Source organism: Paractinoplanes pyxinae, assembly GCF_026626335.1.
Classification (GTDB): domain Bacteria; phylum Actinomycetota; class Actinomycetes; order Mycobacteriales; family Micromonosporaceae; genus Actinoplanes; species Actinoplanes pyxinae.
This window is the reverse complement of sequence record NZ_JAPNTZ010000011.1, coordinates 121,245-136,617: the sequence shown is the minus strand read 5'-3', so window position 1 is coordinate 136,617 and position 15,373 is coordinate 121,245. Positions and strand designations below refer to the sequence as shown.

At 72.0% G+C, this 15,373-nt stretch carries 14 protein-coding genes; 6 read left to right on the top strand and 8 right to left on the bottom strand.

Translation table 11 applies throughout. The annotated features are described in order from the left end of the window. Window positions 1-173: 173 nt before the first annotated feature. Together OWR29_RS29910 and pdxS are read left to right on the top strand one after the other, a co-directional pair. Complete coding sequence (locus tag OWR29_RS29910) at window positions 174-1,412, top strand: glycosyltransferase (protein WP_267566658.1); 1,239 nt, start codon at window positions 174-176, stop codon at window positions 1,410-1,412. A 617-nt stretch (window positions 1,413-2,029) separates the two neighbouring features. Further along, on the top strand, window positions 2,030-2,917 hold the full coding sequence (pdxS, locus tag OWR29_RS29905; RefSeq protein WP_251798936.1) for a pyridoxal 5'-phosphate synthase lyase subunit PdxS: 888 nt from the start codon (window positions 2,030-2,032) through the stop codon (window positions 2,915-2,917). A gap of 6 nt (window positions 2,918-2,923) precedes the next feature. Here pdxS and OWR29_RS29900 read toward each other — a convergent pair whose 3' ends face one another. Genes OWR29_RS29900 through pgsA form a run of 4 tightly spaced genes read right to left on the bottom strand, consistent with a single transcriptional unit; the run spans window position 2,924 to window position 6,183 of the window. Further along, entirely contained in the window at window positions 2,924-3,448 is a 525-nt protein-coding gene (locus OWR29_RS29900) for a hypothetical protein (protein ID WP_267566656.1), read from the bottom strand. A 34-nt stretch (window positions 3,449-3,482) separates the two neighbouring features. Continuing rightward, window positions 3,483-4,637: a glycosyltransferase family 4 protein gene (locus OWR29_RS29895; protein WP_267566655.1), complete on the bottom strand. Its 1,155-nt coding sequence runs from the start codon at window positions 4,635-4,637 to the stop codon at window positions 3,483-3,485. 8 nt (window positions 4,638-4,645) lie between these two features. After that, window positions 4,646-5,509: a phosphatidylinositol mannoside acyltransferase gene (locus OWR29_RS29890; RefSeq protein ID WP_267566653.1), complete on the bottom strand. Its 864-nt coding sequence runs from the start codon at window positions 5,507-5,509 to the stop codon at window positions 4,646-4,648. Then, complete coding sequence (gene pgsA / locus OWR29_RS29885; protein ID WP_267566652.1) at window positions 5,506-6,183, bottom strand: phosphatidylinositol phosphate synthase; 678 nt, start codon at window positions 6,181-6,183, stop codon at window positions 5,506-5,508. The genes OWR29_RS29890 and pgsA overlap by 4 nt, the downstream gene beginning before the upstream one ends. 150 nt (window positions 6,184-6,333) lie before the next feature. On the opposite strand from pgsA, the gene OWR29_RS29880 reads away from it, so the two are divergent. Next, window positions 6,334-8,493, top strand: a complete 2,160-nt coding sequence (locus OWR29_RS29880; RefSeq protein WP_267566894.1) for an elongation factor G-like protein EF-G2 — start codon at window positions 6,334-6,336, stop codon at window positions 8,491-8,493. Between the two features lie 115 nt (window positions 8,494-8,608). Here the strand turns inward: OWR29_RS29880 and OWR29_RS29875 are convergent, their stop codons facing one another. Next, window positions 8,609-9,766 carry an FAD-dependent monooxygenase gene (locus OWR29_RS29875; protein ID WP_267566650.1) on the bottom strand — a complete coding sequence of 386 codons (1,158 nt, stop codon included), beginning with the start codon at window positions 9,764-9,766 and terminating at the stop codon, window positions 8,609-8,611. A gap of 54 nt (window positions 9,767-9,820) precedes the next feature. Between OWR29_RS29875 and OWR29_RS29870 the strand changes: the two genes are divergently transcribed. Then, window positions 9,821-10,399 (top strand): TetR/AcrR family transcriptional regulator, encoded by a 579-nt coding sequence (locus OWR29_RS29870; RefSeq protein WP_267566649.1) that lies wholly within the window; start codon window positions 9,821-9,823, stop codon window positions 10,397-10,399. On the opposite strand, the gene OWR29_RS29865 is transcribed toward OWR29_RS29870, so the two are convergent. The 3 genes from OWR29_RS29865 to OWR29_RS29855 form a co-directional block, all read right to left on the bottom strand. Beyond that, window positions 10,373-10,870, bottom strand: a complete 498-nt coding sequence (locus OWR29_RS29865) for an HIT family protein (RefSeq protein WP_267566648.1) — start codon at window positions 10,868-10,870, stop codon at window positions 10,373-10,375. The genes OWR29_RS29870 and OWR29_RS29865 overlap by 27 nt on opposite strands. Beyond that, entirely contained in the window at window positions 10,867-12,048 is a 1,182-nt protein-coding gene (locus tag OWR29_RS29860; protein WP_267566647.1) for a diguanylate cyclase domain-containing protein, read from the bottom strand. Before OWR29_RS29860 ends, OWR29_RS29865 begins: the two co-directional genes overlap by 4 nt. 78 nt (window positions 12,049-12,126) lie before the next feature. Further along, window positions 12,127-13,014: an ADP-ribosylglycohydrolase family protein gene (locus tag OWR29_RS29855; protein WP_267566645.1), complete on the bottom strand. Its 888-nt coding sequence runs from the start codon at window positions 13,012-13,014 to the stop codon at window positions 12,127-12,129. Window positions 13,015-13,110: 96 nt separating this feature from the next. Here OWR29_RS29855 and OWR29_RS29850 point away from each other — a divergent pair, with 96 nt between their 5' ends. Together OWR29_RS29850 and OWR29_RS29845 are read left to right on the top strand one after the other, a co-directional pair. After that, window positions 13,111-13,800 (top strand): response regulator transcription factor, encoded by a 690-nt coding sequence (locus tag OWR29_RS29850; protein WP_221377956.1) that lies wholly within the window; start codon window positions 13,111-13,113, stop codon window positions 13,798-13,800. A gap of 17 nt (window positions 13,801-13,817) precedes the next feature. Next, window positions 13,818-15,197: a HAMP domain-containing sensor histidine kinase gene (locus tag OWR29_RS29845; RefSeq protein ID WP_267566893.1), complete on the top strand. Its 1,380-nt coding sequence runs from the start codon at window positions 13,818-13,820 to the stop codon at window positions 15,195-15,197. Window positions 15,198-15,373: the final 176 nt, after the last annotated feature.

Genomic DNA, 15,373 nt, shown 5'->3' with positions numbered 1-15,373 from the left:
CCACCCGGGCGACCTGCGTGAGTGGTTGCGCTCGAAACCCCAAACCCATGGACAAACTGGTGCAGGCGAAACTCGGCGGCGCCGTGCATAACGCTCGGTTGGCCGGGCGTGGTTGCGACGGCAGAGCGGGCTGTCTCAGGGTTTCGACAGGGCGGTTACGTCAGGATCTGTCTATGCGGATCGTGACGCTGGCCGTGGGTAGTCGTGGGGACGTCGTGCCGTACGTGGGGCTTGGGGTGCGGCTTCGGGAGGCGGGGCACCAGGTTGTCGTCGCTACGCATGGGCTCTTTGAAGAGCTGGTGGTGGGGCACGGGCTCGGGTACGCGGCGCTGCCGCTTGATACTCGTGAGGAGTTGCTCGACAAGGCTGGGTCGCTGGGCGGGATTCTGGCGGTCAACCAGTCGGTGGGCGCGCAGGCGTTGCCGCTGGGGCGGGCCATGGTTGCGGCCGCCCGAGGAGCCGATGTTCTGCTGCTGACGCCGGCCGGGTGGATCGGTGGGCATGTGACGGAGGGGCTTGGGCTGCCCAGCATGGGGGTCTATCTGCAGCCCATGACGCCGACCCGGTTGTTTCCGCCGGCCACTGTGACTACGCGGTCGCTGGGTGGCTGGGGTAATCGGGCGGCGGCGCGGGCTGTGCTCGAGGTGGGGCAGCTGCCTTACCGGGCCGGCGTGCGGGCGCTGCGGGCCGAGTTGGGGCTTCCGCCCATCGGGCACCGGCAATGGCTGCGAAGTCTTGACGCGTCCGGGTGGCCCATTTGTTACGGCTACAGCCCGCACGTGGTTCCGCAGCCCGAGGATTGGCCGTCGTCGTGTGCCACGGTCGGCTACTGGTGGGCCGCTCCCGAGCCGGACTTCACGCCGCCGCCGGAGCTGACCGCTTTCCTGGACGCTGGACCGCCTCCGGTCTACGTCGGCTTCGGCAGCATGCCCGCGCGGGACAGCCGGGCGGTGTCTTCGCTGGTCCGACAGGCCGCCCGGGACTCCGGCGTACGGGTCGTGCTCAGCGCCGGATGGGCACGGCTCGACGCGTCCGGCGACGACGTGCTGACGATCTCCGAGGTGCCGCACGAGTGGCTGTTCCCGCGCATGGCCGCGGTCGTGCACCACGCGGGCGCCGGCACCACCGCGGCCGGGCTGCGCGCCGGTGTGCCCGCCGTCCCCGTGCCGGTGATGGTCGACCAGCCCTTCTGGGCGCAGCGCCTCGTGCGCTTGGGCGTCGCCCCGGCCGCCGTCCCGTTCCGGCGCTTGACCGCACCCCGTCTGGCGGCGGCAATCCGCACAGCCGTCGCCGAGCCGTCATACCGCCAACGGGCGCGCGAGGTGTCCGCCATCCTCTCCGACGAGGACGGCTCCGCGGGAGTCCTGCAAGCGCTGAACAGTCTGGGCAGGAGGGCCGGGCGAACCTCCTGAAAACGCGGAACAGCCCAGTGAGCACGGCCCGGCGAACCTCCTGAAAGCACCGAACAGCCTCGCGAGCACGGCCCCGGCCAACCTCCTGAAAACGCCGAACGACCTCGCGAGCGCGACCCGGCGAACCTCCTGAAAGCGCGAACGACCTCGAAAGAACAGTCCCGCCAGCGTCCTGAAAGCGCCGAACGATCCCGCGAGTACGGCCCGGCTGGCGTCTTGGAAGGCGCGCACGATCTCGGAACCGCAGCCCGGCCAGCATCCTGACGGCGCGCACGACCTGGGAACGACAGCCCGGCCAGCCTCCTGAAGGCGCGCACGATCCGGGAGGGCGGGGCGGCGGGCGGTTTGGAAGGGTTTTTGAGCGCAACCACTCACGCAGGTCGCCCGGGTGGTTCGAGCGCTCTGGACGCGCCAGCGGCCAGCTCGAATCGCCCGGGCCCTCGGCGGGAGCGACGGTCTGTAACCCCCCACCCCGCTACGACATCAAGCAGTTGATCTTGATCTGGGATTTCCGAACGATGCCTCTGGGGCCTATGAGATCGGATCACTCACGAACCAGTCCACCTTGGGGTCGATTGGCCATCGGACGGCACCCTTGGCGTGCCTACCCTGCACGTATGTCTGAGAACAAGGGCACCGCCCGCGTCAAGCGGGGCATGGCGGAGATGCTCAAGGGCGGCGTGATCATGGACGTCGTCACGCCGGAGCAGGCGAAGATCGCTGAGGACGCGGGGGCCGTGGCGGTCATGGCGCTGGAGCGGGTGCCGGCCGACATCCGCGCCCAGGGTGGCGTGTCGCGCATGTCCGACCCCGACATGATCGACGGCATCATCAACGCCGTCTCGATCCCGGTCATGGCCAAGGCCCGCATCGGGCACTTCGTCGAGGCGCAGGTGCTGCAGTCGCTCGGGGTCGACTACATCGACGAGTCCGAGGTGCTGACGCCGGCCGACTACGCGCACCACATCGACAAGTGGAACTTCACGGTGCCGTTCGTCTGCGGCGCCACCAACCTGGGTGAGGCGCTGCGGCGGCTCACCGAGGGCGCGGCCATGATCCGGTCGAAGGGTGAGGCCGGCACGGGCGACGTCTCGAACGCGACCACGCACATGCGCAAGATCCGGGCCGAGATCCGCCGGCTGCAGACGCTGCCCGAGGACGAGCTGTTCGTCGCCGCGAAAGAGCTGCAGGCCCCGTACGAGCTGGTGAAAGAGGTGGCCGAGCTGGGCAAGCTGCCGGTCACGCTGTTCACCGCGGGCGGCATCGCCACCCCGGCCGACGCCGCGATGATGATGCAGCTGGGCGCCGAGGGCGTGTTCGTGGGTTCCGGCATCTTCAAGTCGGGCAACCCGGCTCAGCGCGCGGCCGCGATCGTCAAGGCGACCACCTTCCACGACGACCCGGACGTGATCGCCAAGGTGTCGCGCGGGCTGGGCGAGGCCATGGTCGGCATCAACGTCGAAGAGGTGCCCGAGCCGCACCGCCTGGCCGAGCGCGGCTGGTAGCGGAACTCAGACCGGTTCCAGCGGGGCCGCGGGCACCGCTGGGGCCGGGATGTGCACGGCCGCCGGCATCGGCGGCTCCTCGATGTCGAAGTACTGCGGGCGGGGATACTGCCGGGCCATGCGCAGGGCCCGCACGAGCGGCCGGCGGCGGGCGGTCAGCGCGTCACGCACCAGGTCGGTGTGCACCTGGCGGGCCAGCACGACCCGCCGGCTGGTGGCCACGAGGGTGCGGGTGGCCGCGCCGGAGCCGGTCAGGGCGATCCCCTGCAACTGGCGGGTCAGGTCGTTCTCGGCCGACTCGCGCTCGTCGGGGTCGGCGTCCAGCGCGAGCCGGGCCGCCGCGTAGAGCTCGACGTTCTCGGCCTGCTCGGCCACCACCGCGGCCGCCGCGGCCCGGCGCATCAGGTGGGCGTCGAGGGCGCGCTCGGCCGACTGGGCCCGGATGTGCACCCGCTCGACCCGGTGAGCCGTCCAGAACAGGTACGCCGCGAGCAGCACAGCCGCCGCGACGACACCCAGGACCCACCACATGGGCGGAATCGTAGTGCCCCGCCGCCCGCAGGTGTTATGACGCCGACCGTGGTTCGGACCACTCCTCGTCCATGACCCGGCCGTCGGTGGCCTCGATCGCCGTCGCGTAGACCTCGAGGACACGCTGGGCGACGCTGGGCCAGTCGAACGCCGTCACCGCCGCCGAGGCCGCAGTGGCCAGCGCCGAGCGCCGCGCGGGATCGGACAGCAGGGCATCCAGCAGCCCACACAGCGCGCGGGAGTCGCCGGTGGGGAACAGCGCGCCGGCCTGGCCGCCGTCGAGCACCCGCCGGAAGGCATCGAGGTCGCTGGCCGCGATGGCCGTCCCGGCCGCCATCGCCTCGGTGAGGATCATGCCGAAGCTCTCGCCGCCTGTGTTGGGCGCCACATAGACATCGACACTGCGCAACATGCGAGCTTTGTCCGCTTCCGACACTAAACCGAGAAATATCACGCGGTCGTGGAGATCGGGCGGAAAATCACGGTAGAGGTCGTCGGAGTCGCCTGGGCCGGCCACGAGTAACCGCAATCCCGGCCGCTGCCGAGCCAGAGGCACAAACGCCTCACGCAGAATGTCGAAGCCTTTGCGCGGCTCAGTGAAGCGTCCCAGGAACCCCAGGGCGCCCCCATCCCCGGGCCATCCGTCCAACGGAGCCGCCGAGGCGAACTTGGCGACAGCCACCCCGTTGGGGATCTCCACCGCTCCCCCGCCCAGGTGCTCGACCTGCACCTTGCGGGCCAGCTCGCTGACCGCGATGCGCGCGGTGATCTTCTCGACCACCAGCTGCAGCATCCCCTGGGCGGCCGACAGCGCCCGCGACCGGGTCATCGCCGTGTGGAAGGTCGCCACCACCGGCCCCCGCGCCGACAGCACGGCCAGCAGCGACAGCGAGAGCGTCATGGGCTCGTGCACGTGCAGCACGTCGAACTGACCGGCCTTGAGCCAGCGCCGCACCCGGGCCGTCGACACCGGTCCGAACGCGATGCGCGCCACCGACCCGTTGTAGGGCAGCGGCACGGCCCGGCCGGCCGACACGACGTACGGGGGAAGAGAGGAGTCCTCGTCGGCCGGGGCCAGCACGCTGACCTCGTGCCCCAGCCCGATCAGGGCCTCGGCCAGGTCCATGATGTGGTTCTGCACGCCACCGGGCACGTCGAACGAGTAGGGCGAGACGATCCCGATCCGCATGACACCCCCTAGAGCCACAATTTCTGCAGCATGTGCCAGTCCTGCGGATGGTCCGCGATGCCGAGCGCGTAGGCGTCGGCCAGCATCTGGGTGGTCGCCTTGACCCGTACGTCGAGGGCGCCCTCGGCCGGCGGCGTGATCCGGCGCAGCACGGCGAAGGTCTGCGTCGGCGTGAACGACAGGTCGACCGCGAACAGCGGCGCGCCGGTGCGGATGGCCAGGATCGCGGGCCCGGCCGGCATGCGGGTGCGCCCACCGAAGAACTCGACCTCGACCCCGTTGCGGGACAGGTCGCGGTCGCCGAGCAGGGCCACCGCGTACCCCTGCTGCAGCCGCTCGGCCAGCACGTCGAGCGGGGGGCGCTGGCCGCCGGTGAGCGGCACCACCTCCATGCCGAGCTTTTCGCGGTAGGCCACGAACTGCTCGAACACGCCCTCGGGCTTGAGGCGCTCGGCCACGGTGATCATGCGCCAGTCGTTGGAGACGACCCAGGCGGCGGCCGCGTCCCAGTTGCCGACGTGGGGCAGCGCGAGCACCATGCCCTTGCCGTCGGTCATGGCCGTCTTGAGCCAGTCGTAGTGCTCGGGCGAGATGCCGAACCCGTCGAGGAACTGCTGCCGGGTCTGCGAGGGCAGCCGGAACGCCTCGAGCCAGTACCGCGCGTAGGACCGCAGCCCGTCGCGCACCAACTCGTCCTGCATGTCGGGTCGCACCTGCTGCAGGTTGCGCCGCAGCCGCTGCGTTCCCGGACCGTTCTTCGCGTACGCCCGGTCGGCCGCCGCCGTGAAGAGCCGGCGCGCCACCGGGAGCGGCAGCGCCCGGGCCACCCGCCACCCGGCGGCGTAGCCGAACTCGATCAGGCGGTCCTTCACGCAGGCGTGCCCTTGGACTCGTCCGGCAGCGCGCGGGCCTCGGCCTCGGCCTCGCGCACGTCGGCCGGCCGCGGTTCGGTGCGGGCGGCGTGGATGAGCCGCTGGAAGACGGTGACCGTGGCCAGGGCGGCCAGCACCCACAGCGCGGCCGGCAGGCCCCAGTCGAGCCCGAACCCGCCGAGCAGACCGCCGACACCCACGATGAGCAGGCGTTCGAGCCGTTCGGCGATGCCCACGTCGGCGTTGAGCCCGAGGCTCTGGGCGCGCGCCTTGACGTACGAGACGACCTGACCCATGGCCAGGCTGATCAGCGCGGCGATCATGCCGCCGTAGGGGTTGCCCTCGGTGTGCATGTAGTAGACGACCGCGCCGAAGACCGCCGCGTCGGCGATGCGGTCCATGGACGAGTCGAGCAGAGCCCCGTACTTGCCGGAGCTGCCACGCATGCGGGCCATCGTGCCGTCGAGCACGTCGGTCAGCGCGCAGGCGGTGACGATGAACGTGCCCCAGATGAGGTGGCCCATCGCGCCGAAGTAGGAGCCGATCAGGACGCCGACGGTGCCGGCGATCGTGACCGCGTTGGGCGTGACCCCGATGCGCAGCAGGAAGCGGGCGGTCGGGTTGACGCCGTAGGCGACTACGGCGCGCGCGGAAACTTGGACGATCTTTGCCATGGCCGTCCCACCTTATCGGCGTCAGCCTGGTCAGCGCGCCCCGGCAAGGCCGTAACGTTGCCGACTACATAGGGTTGCGGGGTGGACGGCGACGGGTGTGGGATTTACCAACAGCGTCGTAACAGTCCGGAAATGACAGGAGCGACCGCCATGGCCCAGAAGACCTCCGAGAAGGGGCTCAACGGCGCGGCGGCGCCGGTGGTGACCGAGCCCGGCAGAGTACGCAACGTGGTGCTGGTGGGCCACTCCGGTGCGGGCAAGACCACCCTGGTCGAGGCCCTGCTGGCCGCCACCGGGACGATCTCCCGGGCCGGTTCGGTGACCGAGGGCACCACGGTGTCGGACCACGACCCGGCCGCCGTCCGCCAGCAGCGCTCGGTCGCGCTGGCTTGCGCGCCGCTCGTGCACCAGGACGTGAAGATCAACCTGCTCGACACCCCGGGCTACGCCGACTTCGTGGGGGAGCTGCGCGCCGGCCTGCGGGCCGCGGACGCCGCGCTCTTCGTCGTCTCGGCGGTCGACGGCGTGGACGACGCCACCGTCGCCCTGTGGGACGAGTGCGCCGCGGTCGGCATGCCCCGGGCCGTCGCGATCACCCGGCTCGACCACCCGCGCGCCGACTACGAAGAGACCCTGGCCACCATCCAGGAGGCCTTCGGCGAGAACGTCATGCCGATCTACCAGCCCATGCTGGGCGACGACGGCCAGTCCGTGGCCGGGCTGATCGGCCTGGTCACGCTGCGCGTGCTCGACTACTCGCAGGGCTATCCGCCGCGGGTCGGCGAGGCCGAGCCCGAGCACCTGAACCCGATCGCCGACGACCGCAACGCGCTCATCGAGGGGATCATCGCCGAGAGCGAGGACGAGTCCCTGATGGACCGCTATCTCGGCGGCGAGCTGATCAGCACCGACACCCTGCTGCCGGACCTCGAGAAGGCGGTCGCGCGGGGCAATTTCTACCCGGTCATCCCGGTCTGCTCGGGCACCGGCGTCGGCCTCGACGCGCTGCTCGACGGCCTGGTCAGCGGCGCGCCGTCCCCGCTCGAGCACGACCTGCCGGTGGTCACCGGGGTCGACGGCTCGGCCCGGCCGCCGCTGCAGTGCGACCCCGACGGCCCGCTGGTGGCCGAGGTGGTCAAGACCACGATCGACCGGCACGTGGGCCGGGTGTCGCTGGTGCGGGTGTTCTCGGGCACCCTGCGCCCCGAGCAGGTGCTGCACGTCTCGGGTCACGGCCTGTCCGAGCGCGGCCACCCCGACCACGACGCCGACGAGCGCGTCGCGCACGTCTACTCCCCGCTGGGCGCGCAGCTGCGCGAGGTGGGCTCGTGCATCGCGGGCGACATCTGCGCGATCACCAAGTCGGGCAGCGCCGAGACGGGCGACACGCTCAGCAGCAAAGACCAGCCCCTGCTGATGGAGCCGTGGTCGATGCCCGAGCCGCTGCTGCCGATCGCGGTGGTCGCCAAGTCCCGCTCGGACGAGGACGCGCTGGCCAAGAACCTGGCCCGGCTGGTGGCGGGCGACCCGACCATGCGGCTCGAGCGCAACCCCGACACCCACCAGCTGGTGCTGTGGACGATGGGCGAGTCGCACGCCGACGTGGTGCTCGACCGGCTGCGCGCGGGCGGCGTCGAGCTGGACACCGAGCCGGTCAAGGTGCCGCTGCGCGAGACGTTCGGCGCGGCCGCCAGGGGCCACGGGCGGCACGTGAAGCAGTCCGGCGGCCACGGCCAGTACGCGGTGTGTGACATCCACGTCGAGCCGCTGCCCCGCGGTTCCGGCTTCGAGTTCGTCGACAAGGTGGTCGGCGGGGCCGTGCCGCACAACTACATCCCCTCGGTCGAGAAGGGCGTGAAGGCCCAGCTCGAACGTGGTCTGGCGGCCGGCTACCCGGTGGTCGACCTGCGGGTGACGCTGTTCGACGGCAAGGCGCACAGCGTCGACTCGTCGGACGCCGCGTTCCAGACCGCCGGGGCGCTGGCGCTGCGCGAAGCGGCCGCGATCGGGCAGGTCACGCTGCTCGAGCCGATCGACGAGATCGTCGTGCGGGTGCCCGAGGCGTACGTCGGGGCGGTGATGAGCGACCTGTCGGGGCGCCGGGGCCGGCCGCTCGGCACCGAGAACGAGGCCGACGGATCACACAGCCTGGTGCGGGCCGAGGTGCCGGCGACCGAACTGATCCGGTACGCGGTGGAGCTGCGCGCGCTCTCGTCGGGCGCGGGCACCTTCACCCGCACCTACGCCCGCCACGAACCCATGCCGCCACATATGGCCGAGGGAGTGAAGAAGGATTTCGACCGTCGATGAGATGACGTGCGGTTTTTCGACGCCGCAGGGTTTGCGGCGGCGGAAAACCGTGCGGCATCTCATCGGCCTCCCGGGACGAAATCCCGGAGCCGCGGAGCGGCGACCAGAAGCTCAGTTACACGGTGATGGCGTTCGCCGCCTCGCGTAGCGGCGCCAGCACCTTCTCGATCACCTGCTCCTTACGCGGGTGGAACTTCAGCGTGCGCATGCCGTAGTTGCGGAAGGCGATGGTGAGGCGGCCGCCGGGCACCATGTCCTTGACCATCTTGCGGCCGAACTCCATGTTCTTGGCCACGTAGGGGCGCATGCGGGCCTCGTACGTCGCGAACGCCTCGGCATGCCCGGCGCGGGACAGCTCGTCGGCCAGCACCCACGCCCCGACCAGGGCGAGGCTGGTGCCCTGGCCCGAGGACGGGGCCGGGCAGTGCGCGGCGTCGCCCAGCAGCACGACCCGGCCCGACGACCAGCGCGGCGCGTCGACCTGGGTCAGCGAGTCGAAGTAGAAGTCGTCGGCGGCCCGCATCGACTCGAGGAATTCGCCCGTACGCCACCCGCCCCCCGCGAACGCCTCGGCGACCAGCCGTTTGCCGTCCCGCCGGTCGAGGCCGGGCTCGTCCGACGCGAAGATCATGCCGATCCGGGCCGGGCCGGCCGGGTCCATGGCGTACGCGAAGGTCAGCCGCCCTGGCTCGGAGTACATGACCTCTTCCCGGTCGATGCCCAGGCTGTTGGGGGCCGAGAAGATCGAGATGTAGCCGCCCAGGTGGCGCAGCGGCACGTCGCCCAGCACCTGCCGCCGGGTCGCCGAGTGCAGCCCGTCGGCCCCGACGACCAGCCCGAACCGGCCGGTGCGCCCACTGGCGAAGGTGACGTCGACCCCGTCCGGACCGTCGTGCAGCTCGGCGATCGAGTCGCCGAAGACGAACTCGGCGCCGGCCGCGTCGTGCAGGATGCGGCCCAGGTCGCCCCGCATGACCTCGAGGTCGTCGCCGCGGCGGCCCATGATCAGGTCGGCCGGGAGCTCGGCGAACGGCTTGCCCGCCTTGGTGACGTAGGTGATCTGCCGCATGCCGGTGTCGGCCGCCCGCGCCTGGTCGTAGACGCCGAGCCGGTGCAGCACGGTGGTGGCCGCGCCGCGCACGTCGACCTTGTAGCCCGCCGACCGCAGCAAGGGCGCCCGCTCGACGACGGTGACCGAGTGGCCCTGACGGGTCAGGAGCTGGGCGAGAGCGGGGCCGGCGATGCCGGCGCCGGAAACCAGGATCTCTGTCATGCCGCTACTATACAAACGTATTATACGTTTGTATAGATCGTAGGGTGAGCAACCATGGGGCATCGGGAAGACCTGCTGGCCGGAGCGAAGCGCTCCCTCTACGAGAAGGGCTACGCGCGGACGACGGCGCGCGACATCGTGGCCCTGTCCGGAACCAACCTCGGCTCGATCGGCTACCACTACGGCTCGACCGAGGCGCTGATGACCGCGGCCATGCTCGGCGCCATGGAGGACTGGGGCGACGAACTGGCCCGGGCCCTGGCGGCCGAGCCCGAGGGGGACGACGGCGACTCGGTGACCGGGTTCTGGCGCAAGGTCATCCGCTCGATCACCACGCACCGCGAGCTGTGGCTGGCCAGCGTCGAGGTGATGATCCAGAGCGAGCACAACCCGCACCTGCGGGCCCAGCTGGCGGCGGGCGTCGAGGCGGGCCGCCGGGGCATGGCCGCGCTGGCCCTCGGCCTTGAAGAGGATCAGCTGGACGAGGCCACGGTGCGCTCGGTCGGCTCGGCCCAGATGGCGCTGATGTCGGGCGTGGTGACGCAGTGGCTCACCGATCCGGCGACCGCTCCGAGCGCGGAAGAAATTGCGGCGGGCGTACGAGCCTTAGGTCGGCCAGGCCTTCAGGAGTAGCCGCTTGGTGTCGTCCAGCAGCTGAGGCAGCACCTTGGTCCGGCCGACCACCGACATGAAGTTGGCGTCGCCACCCCACCGGGGCACCACGTGCTGGTGCAGGTGGGCGGCGATGCCCGCGCCGGCCACCGCGCCCTGGTTCATGCCCAGGTTGAAGCCGTGCGGGCTGCTCACCGAGCGGATCACCCGCATCGCCGTGCGGGTGTAGGCGGCCAGCTCGACCGTCTCGTCCTCGGTGAGCTCGGTGTAGTCGGCCACGTGCCGGTACGGGCAGATCATCAGGTGGCCCGGGTTGTACGGGTAGAGGTTGAGCACGGCGAAGACCAGCTCACCCCGCGCGACCACCAGGGTGTCGGCCTCGGGAGCCAGGCAGAACGGGCACCCCGCCGGCTTGTCGGCCCCGGTCACGTAGTCGAGCCGGTGCGGCGTCCACAGCCTTTCCAGCCCGTCGGGATCCGCCTCGTCGCTCACACAGCCGAGCTTAGAGCGCCGTGCAACTGCAGGCCGCCGCCTCCGCGCCGCTTGGCCTCGTACATCGCGGTGTCGGCCATCCGCAGCAGCTCGTCCGGCCCGGTGACCTCGGCGTGCGACAGCGCGACGCCCACGCTGGCCGGCGTCCGCAGCTTGCGGGCGCCCGCCGCGATCGGCTCGTCCAGCCGCTGGACGATCCGCTCGGCCACCGCCAGCGCGTCCCGGGCCGAGGCCAGGTCCTCGGTGATCACCACGAACTCGTCGCCGCCGAGGCGCCCGACGGTGTCCTCGTCGCGGACGCACTCGTGCAGCCGCTCGGCCACCGTCTGCAGCAACTGGTCGCCCACGTTGTGCCCGTGCACGTCGTTGACCTGCTTGAAGCCGTTCAGGTCGAGCAGCAGCACGCCGACCGGCCGGCCGGTGCGCCGGGACCGGGCCAGCGCGTCGCCCAGCCGCTCGCGCAGCATGGCCCGGTTGCCGAGCCCGGTCAGCGGGTCGCGCAGGGCCCGGTCGGTCAGCTCCGCGGTCAGGGCGACGCTGGCCAGCGCGAGCGCCACCTGGGTGCGCAGCGCCTGCAGGGCCTGGAAGACCTCGGCCGGCAGCTCGTCCTCGGCACTCACCGAGAGCACGCCGAAGAACCGGTCGCCGTTGGTCAGGGGCAGCAGCGTGTACGGGCGGTCGGCGGCCGGCTCGACGTCGGTGTAGCCCAGCTCGGCCGGATTGTGAACGACCACCACCTCACCCGCGAGCAGCCGGTTGATCAGCTCCGCGGGGGCGACGGAGGCGGGCACCGCCCGGCCCCGCATGGCGTCGGCGTGGGCGCCGGCCGCCTCGGCGATCATGAACGTGTCGCCCTCGATACCGAACACGGTGGCCCGGGCGCCGGGGCACTCGGCCAGCAGCGTCCCGGCCGCCGCGACGGCCAGCCGGCGCACCTCGGCCGGGTCGGTCGTGTGGATCAGGGCCGTGCCGACCTCGCTGAGCACCTGCTCGCGAGCCATACCGCGGCGCAGCGCGCGCAGGTCGGCGTCGCGCTGGCCGAGCATGCGCACGACCATCACGAGCAGCGCGAGGATGCCCACGGCCTGAATCAGGTCGATCAGGGTGTGCTCGTACAGCGACCACGTCGCGGCCAGCACCAGACCGGCGGCGACGATGACAATCTTGGCCCGCGACATGACCGCCGATTCGGCCGGGCGCCGCCGCATCTGAGCGGGGCGCCGGTAGCGATCCGGTTGCCCGGGGGCCGGAACCGCCTACCCGCCGGCCTCGGACAGCCAGGCCGGCAACGGCTCGCGGGCCGACAACCAGGCCGGCGGGATGCCGGCGACGCCGGTGTGCGCGGCCACGATGCCGCCGGCGATGGCGCAGGTGGTGTCGACGTCGCCGCCCGCCCGCAGGCAGGCCGCGATCGCCCCCGGATAGTCGTCGAGGAACCGGTCGGCCACCCAGACGGCGAACGGCACGGTGTCACGGGCCATCGCCCGGGCGCCGTTGCCGAGCTCGTACGCCGCCTCGAGCGGATCGCTCAACCGGCCGGCCGCGAGCAGGCCGTCGCGGACGAGGCCGTCCGGGGTGTGCGCAGCCACCGCCCGCAGCAGCGCCGGACGCTGCCCGTCGAGCCGGCCGGCCGTCGCGACCGCCGCCGCCACCGCGACCGCCACTCCCCCGGCGATGCCCTCGGGGTGGGCGTGGGTGACCTCGGCCGCCCGGGCGCCCTGCGCGGCCGCGTGGGCGAGCGAGTCGGCGTGCCAGGCGCCCAGCGGGGCGGCCCGCATGGCGGCGCCGTTGCCGGCCGAGCCCTGGCCCTCGAAGGCGGCGGCCGAGGCGATCGGCCACGGCAGCCCCTCACGGATCTCCCGCAGCATCACGACCGCGCCCGGCCCGTACCCGCGATAGGGGTCGTGCCGGCGGCCGAGCAGGTCGGCGAACGCGTCCCGGTCGAAGTCACCGTCGGCGAGCACGGCGACCAGGCAGCACGCCTCTTCGGTGTCGTCGGTCCACGGCCACGGCGCGGGTGGCGGCTTATCGGGGTCGACCCGGGTCACGAAATGCTGGGCGCCCAGCGCGTCGCCCACGCTCAGGCCGGCCAGGCTTTCAAGGGCGAGCGTGAGACGCGTACCGGGAAAAAGGGTGAACGACATCGGCACAACAGACGATAAAACATCACCCTGAGTGATCGAAGGGTGTCCCTCCATCACCGGTTAGGCGCTGGTTGCCGAGGGCAGTACCTTCTTCGCATGGCCACGGTGTTGCTCGTCGAGGACGATCACGTCGTGCGCGGTGCCATGCTCCGGTCGCTCGCCGATCGAGGGCATGCCGTGCACGCCGTCGGCACGGCGCTCGACGCTCTGCGCCGGGTCGCGGCCGAGACGCCCGACCTGGTCGTGCTGGACCTCGGGCTGCCCGACCTGGACGGTTCGGACGCCCTGCGCATGCTCCGCGGCATCACCGACGTGCCGATCATCATCGCTACCGCCCGTGATGACGAGCAGACCGTCGTGCGGCTGCTGCGGGCCGGCGCCGACGACTACATGGTCAAGCCGTTCACCGGCGCCCACCTCGACGCCCGCATCGCCACCGTGCTGCGCCGCGTCGGCCGGGCCAGCCGCACCGCCCAGCCCGCCGTGCACGAGGTCGGCGAGCTGCGGGTCGACGTCGGCGAGCGCAGCGCCACCCTGGCCGAGCAGACGCTCGCGCTGACCCGCAAAGAGTTCGACCTGCTGGCGTACCTCGCCGCCCGTCCGGGCCGGGTGGTGTCGCGTCGCGAGCTGTTGGAGGAGGTATGGCGACAGCCATCGGTCGGCGAGGACCAGACGATCGACGTGCACCTGTACTGGCTACGCCGGAAACTGGGCGAGTCCGCGGCGAAACCGCGCTACCTGCGCACCGTGCGGGGGGTCGGATTCCGGTTGGTGGCGCCGGACTGAGGGCCCGCCTGGCCTACATCACCGCCGCCACCACCGCCGTCGCCGCCCTCGCCTTTCTCGTCCCGCTCGGCTTCGAGCTGCGTCACGACCACCGCGAGCAGGTGCTCGCCTCGGCCGAGCGGCAGAGTTCCCGCATCGTCGGCGCCCTGTCGGCCGGCGCCGGCCCCAAGGGCCTGACCGCCGCCCTGAACGGCGTCAGCGACCGGGTCAGGGTGTACGCGCCGGGCCAGACCGCCGGCGGCCGTGCCCCCGGCGACGAGGTTCAGCACGCGGCGACCAGCGGCTCCACGGTCACCGAGAACGTCGACGGCGGGCTAGTCCGGCTCGAGCCGATCACCGTCGCCGGCAAGACGTCGGTGGTCGAGGTCTTCGTGCCCGACAGCGACCTCGACGGCGGCGAGGGCTCGTGGTGGCTGCTCCTGGGCATCGCACTGGTGCTGGTCGCGGCGAGCGTGATCGTGGTCGACCGGCTGGCCCGGGGCGCGGTCACCTCGGCCCGCAACCTGGTGCACGCGGCGATGGCCGTGGGCGGGGGCGACCTCGGCGTCCGCATCCAGCCCTCCGGCCCGCGCGAGCTGGCCGAGGCCGGCTATGCCTTCAACCGCATGGCCGACCGTCTGGTCACCTCGCGCACCAGCGAGCGCGAGATGGTGGCCGACCTGTCGCACCGGCTGCGCACGCCGCTGACCGCGCTGCGGCTCGATGCCGAAGCCCTGGACCCGGACGACACCCAGATCATCAGCCTCAGCCCCGACGAGATCGACCGCCGCCGCGGCATCCGGCGCATCCGGCAGGCCATCGTCACGCTCGAGGGCGAGGTCAACGAGCTCATCAACACCACCCGCCAGGCCGTCGCGGCCCAGGTCGCGGCCGCGCCCGAGCCCGGCGTGTGCGACGTCAGCGAGGTCGTGCGGGAAAGGATGACCTTCTGGTCGGCCCTGGCCGGCGACCAGAACCGCAACTACCGCGTGGTCGGCGCGCAGATGCGCATCCCGGTCCCGGTCGCCCGGGCCGAACTGGCTGCCGCCCTCGACGCCATTCTGGGTAATGTGTTCCGCTACACCCCCCAGGGCACGGCGTTCGAGGTGGGCATCTCACGGCGCGACGGCTGGGTCGCCGTCCGTGTCGACGACGCCGGGCCCGGCATCCCCGATCCGGAGAAGGCAATGCAGCGTGGCCAGAGCAACCAGGGTTCGACCGGCCTCGGGCTCGACATCGCCCGCCGGGCGGCGCAGTCCGCGGGCGGCTCGGTCAGCCTCGACCGCGCGGCCATGGGCGGCGCCAGCGTCGTGATGCTGCTGGCCGACGCCGAGGCGACGCCGAAACAGGCCAGCCGTTTCGGCCTCGTGGGGCGCCTGGCCCGCGAGCGCGCGAGCCGCCCCGCCCGATCCGAGTGAAGCGGACCGAGTTCTTGCTTAGATCTGTATTAAAGGCGTTCCGCTCCCGGGGCCGGGCTGGCAGTGTTCCCTCCGATCCCATCCGGCTTCCCGGCTCCACGCCCGCACCCCGGAGCCGGCGAAGCTCCCGCGCGGTGAGGGGTGGTACCCCCGTAACCACCTCCCACCGCGCCCCC

Excerpts from the sequence above, each read along its gene's own strand:
- pdxS (WP_251798936.1), top strand. The coding sequence starts at position 2,030 with ATGTCTGAGAACAAGGGCACCGCCCGCGTCAAGCGGGGCATGGCGGAG.
- OWR29_RS29895 (WP_267566655.1), bottom strand. The coding sequence starts at position 4,637 with ATGCGGATCGGGATCGTCTCGCCCTACTCGTTCGACGTGCCCGGTGGC.
- OWR29_RS29870 (WP_267566649.1), top strand. The coding sequence starts at position 9,821 with ATGGGGCATCGGGAAGACCTGCTGGCCGGAGCGAAGCGCTCCCTCTAC.
- pgsA (WP_267566652.1), bottom strand. The coding sequence starts at position 6,183 with ATGGCAAAGATCGTCCAAGTTTCCGCGCGCGCCGTAGTCGCCTACGGC.
- OWR29_RS29880 (WP_267566894.1), top strand. The coding sequence starts at position 6,334 with ATGGCCCAGAAGACCTCCGAGAAGGGGCTCAACGGCGCGGCGGCGCCG.
- OWR29_RS29850 (WP_221377956.1), top strand. The coding sequence starts at position 13,111 with ATGGCCACGGTGTTGCTCGTCGAGGACGATCACGTCGTGCGCGGTGCC.
- OWR29_RS29860 (WP_267566647.1), bottom strand. The coding sequence starts at position 12,048 with ATGTCGCGGGCCAAGATTGTCATCGTCGCCGCCGGTCTGGTGCTGGCC.
- OWR29_RS29855 (WP_267566645.1), bottom strand. The coding sequence starts at position 13,014 with ATGTCGTTCACCCTTTTTCCCGGTACGCGTCTCACGCTCGCCCTTGAA.
- OWR29_RS29875 (WP_267566650.1), bottom strand. The coding sequence starts at position 9,766 with ATGACAGAGATCCTGGTTTCCGGCGCCGGCATCGCCGGCCCCGCTCTC.
- OWR29_RS29900 (WP_267566656.1), bottom strand. The coding sequence starts at position 3,448 with ATGTGGTGGGTCCTGGGTGTCGTCGCGGCGGCTGTGCTGCTCGCGGCG.
- OWR29_RS29910 (WP_267566658.1), top strand. The coding sequence starts at position 174 with ATGCGGATCGTGACGCTGGCCGTGGGTAGTCGTGGGGACGTCGTGCCG.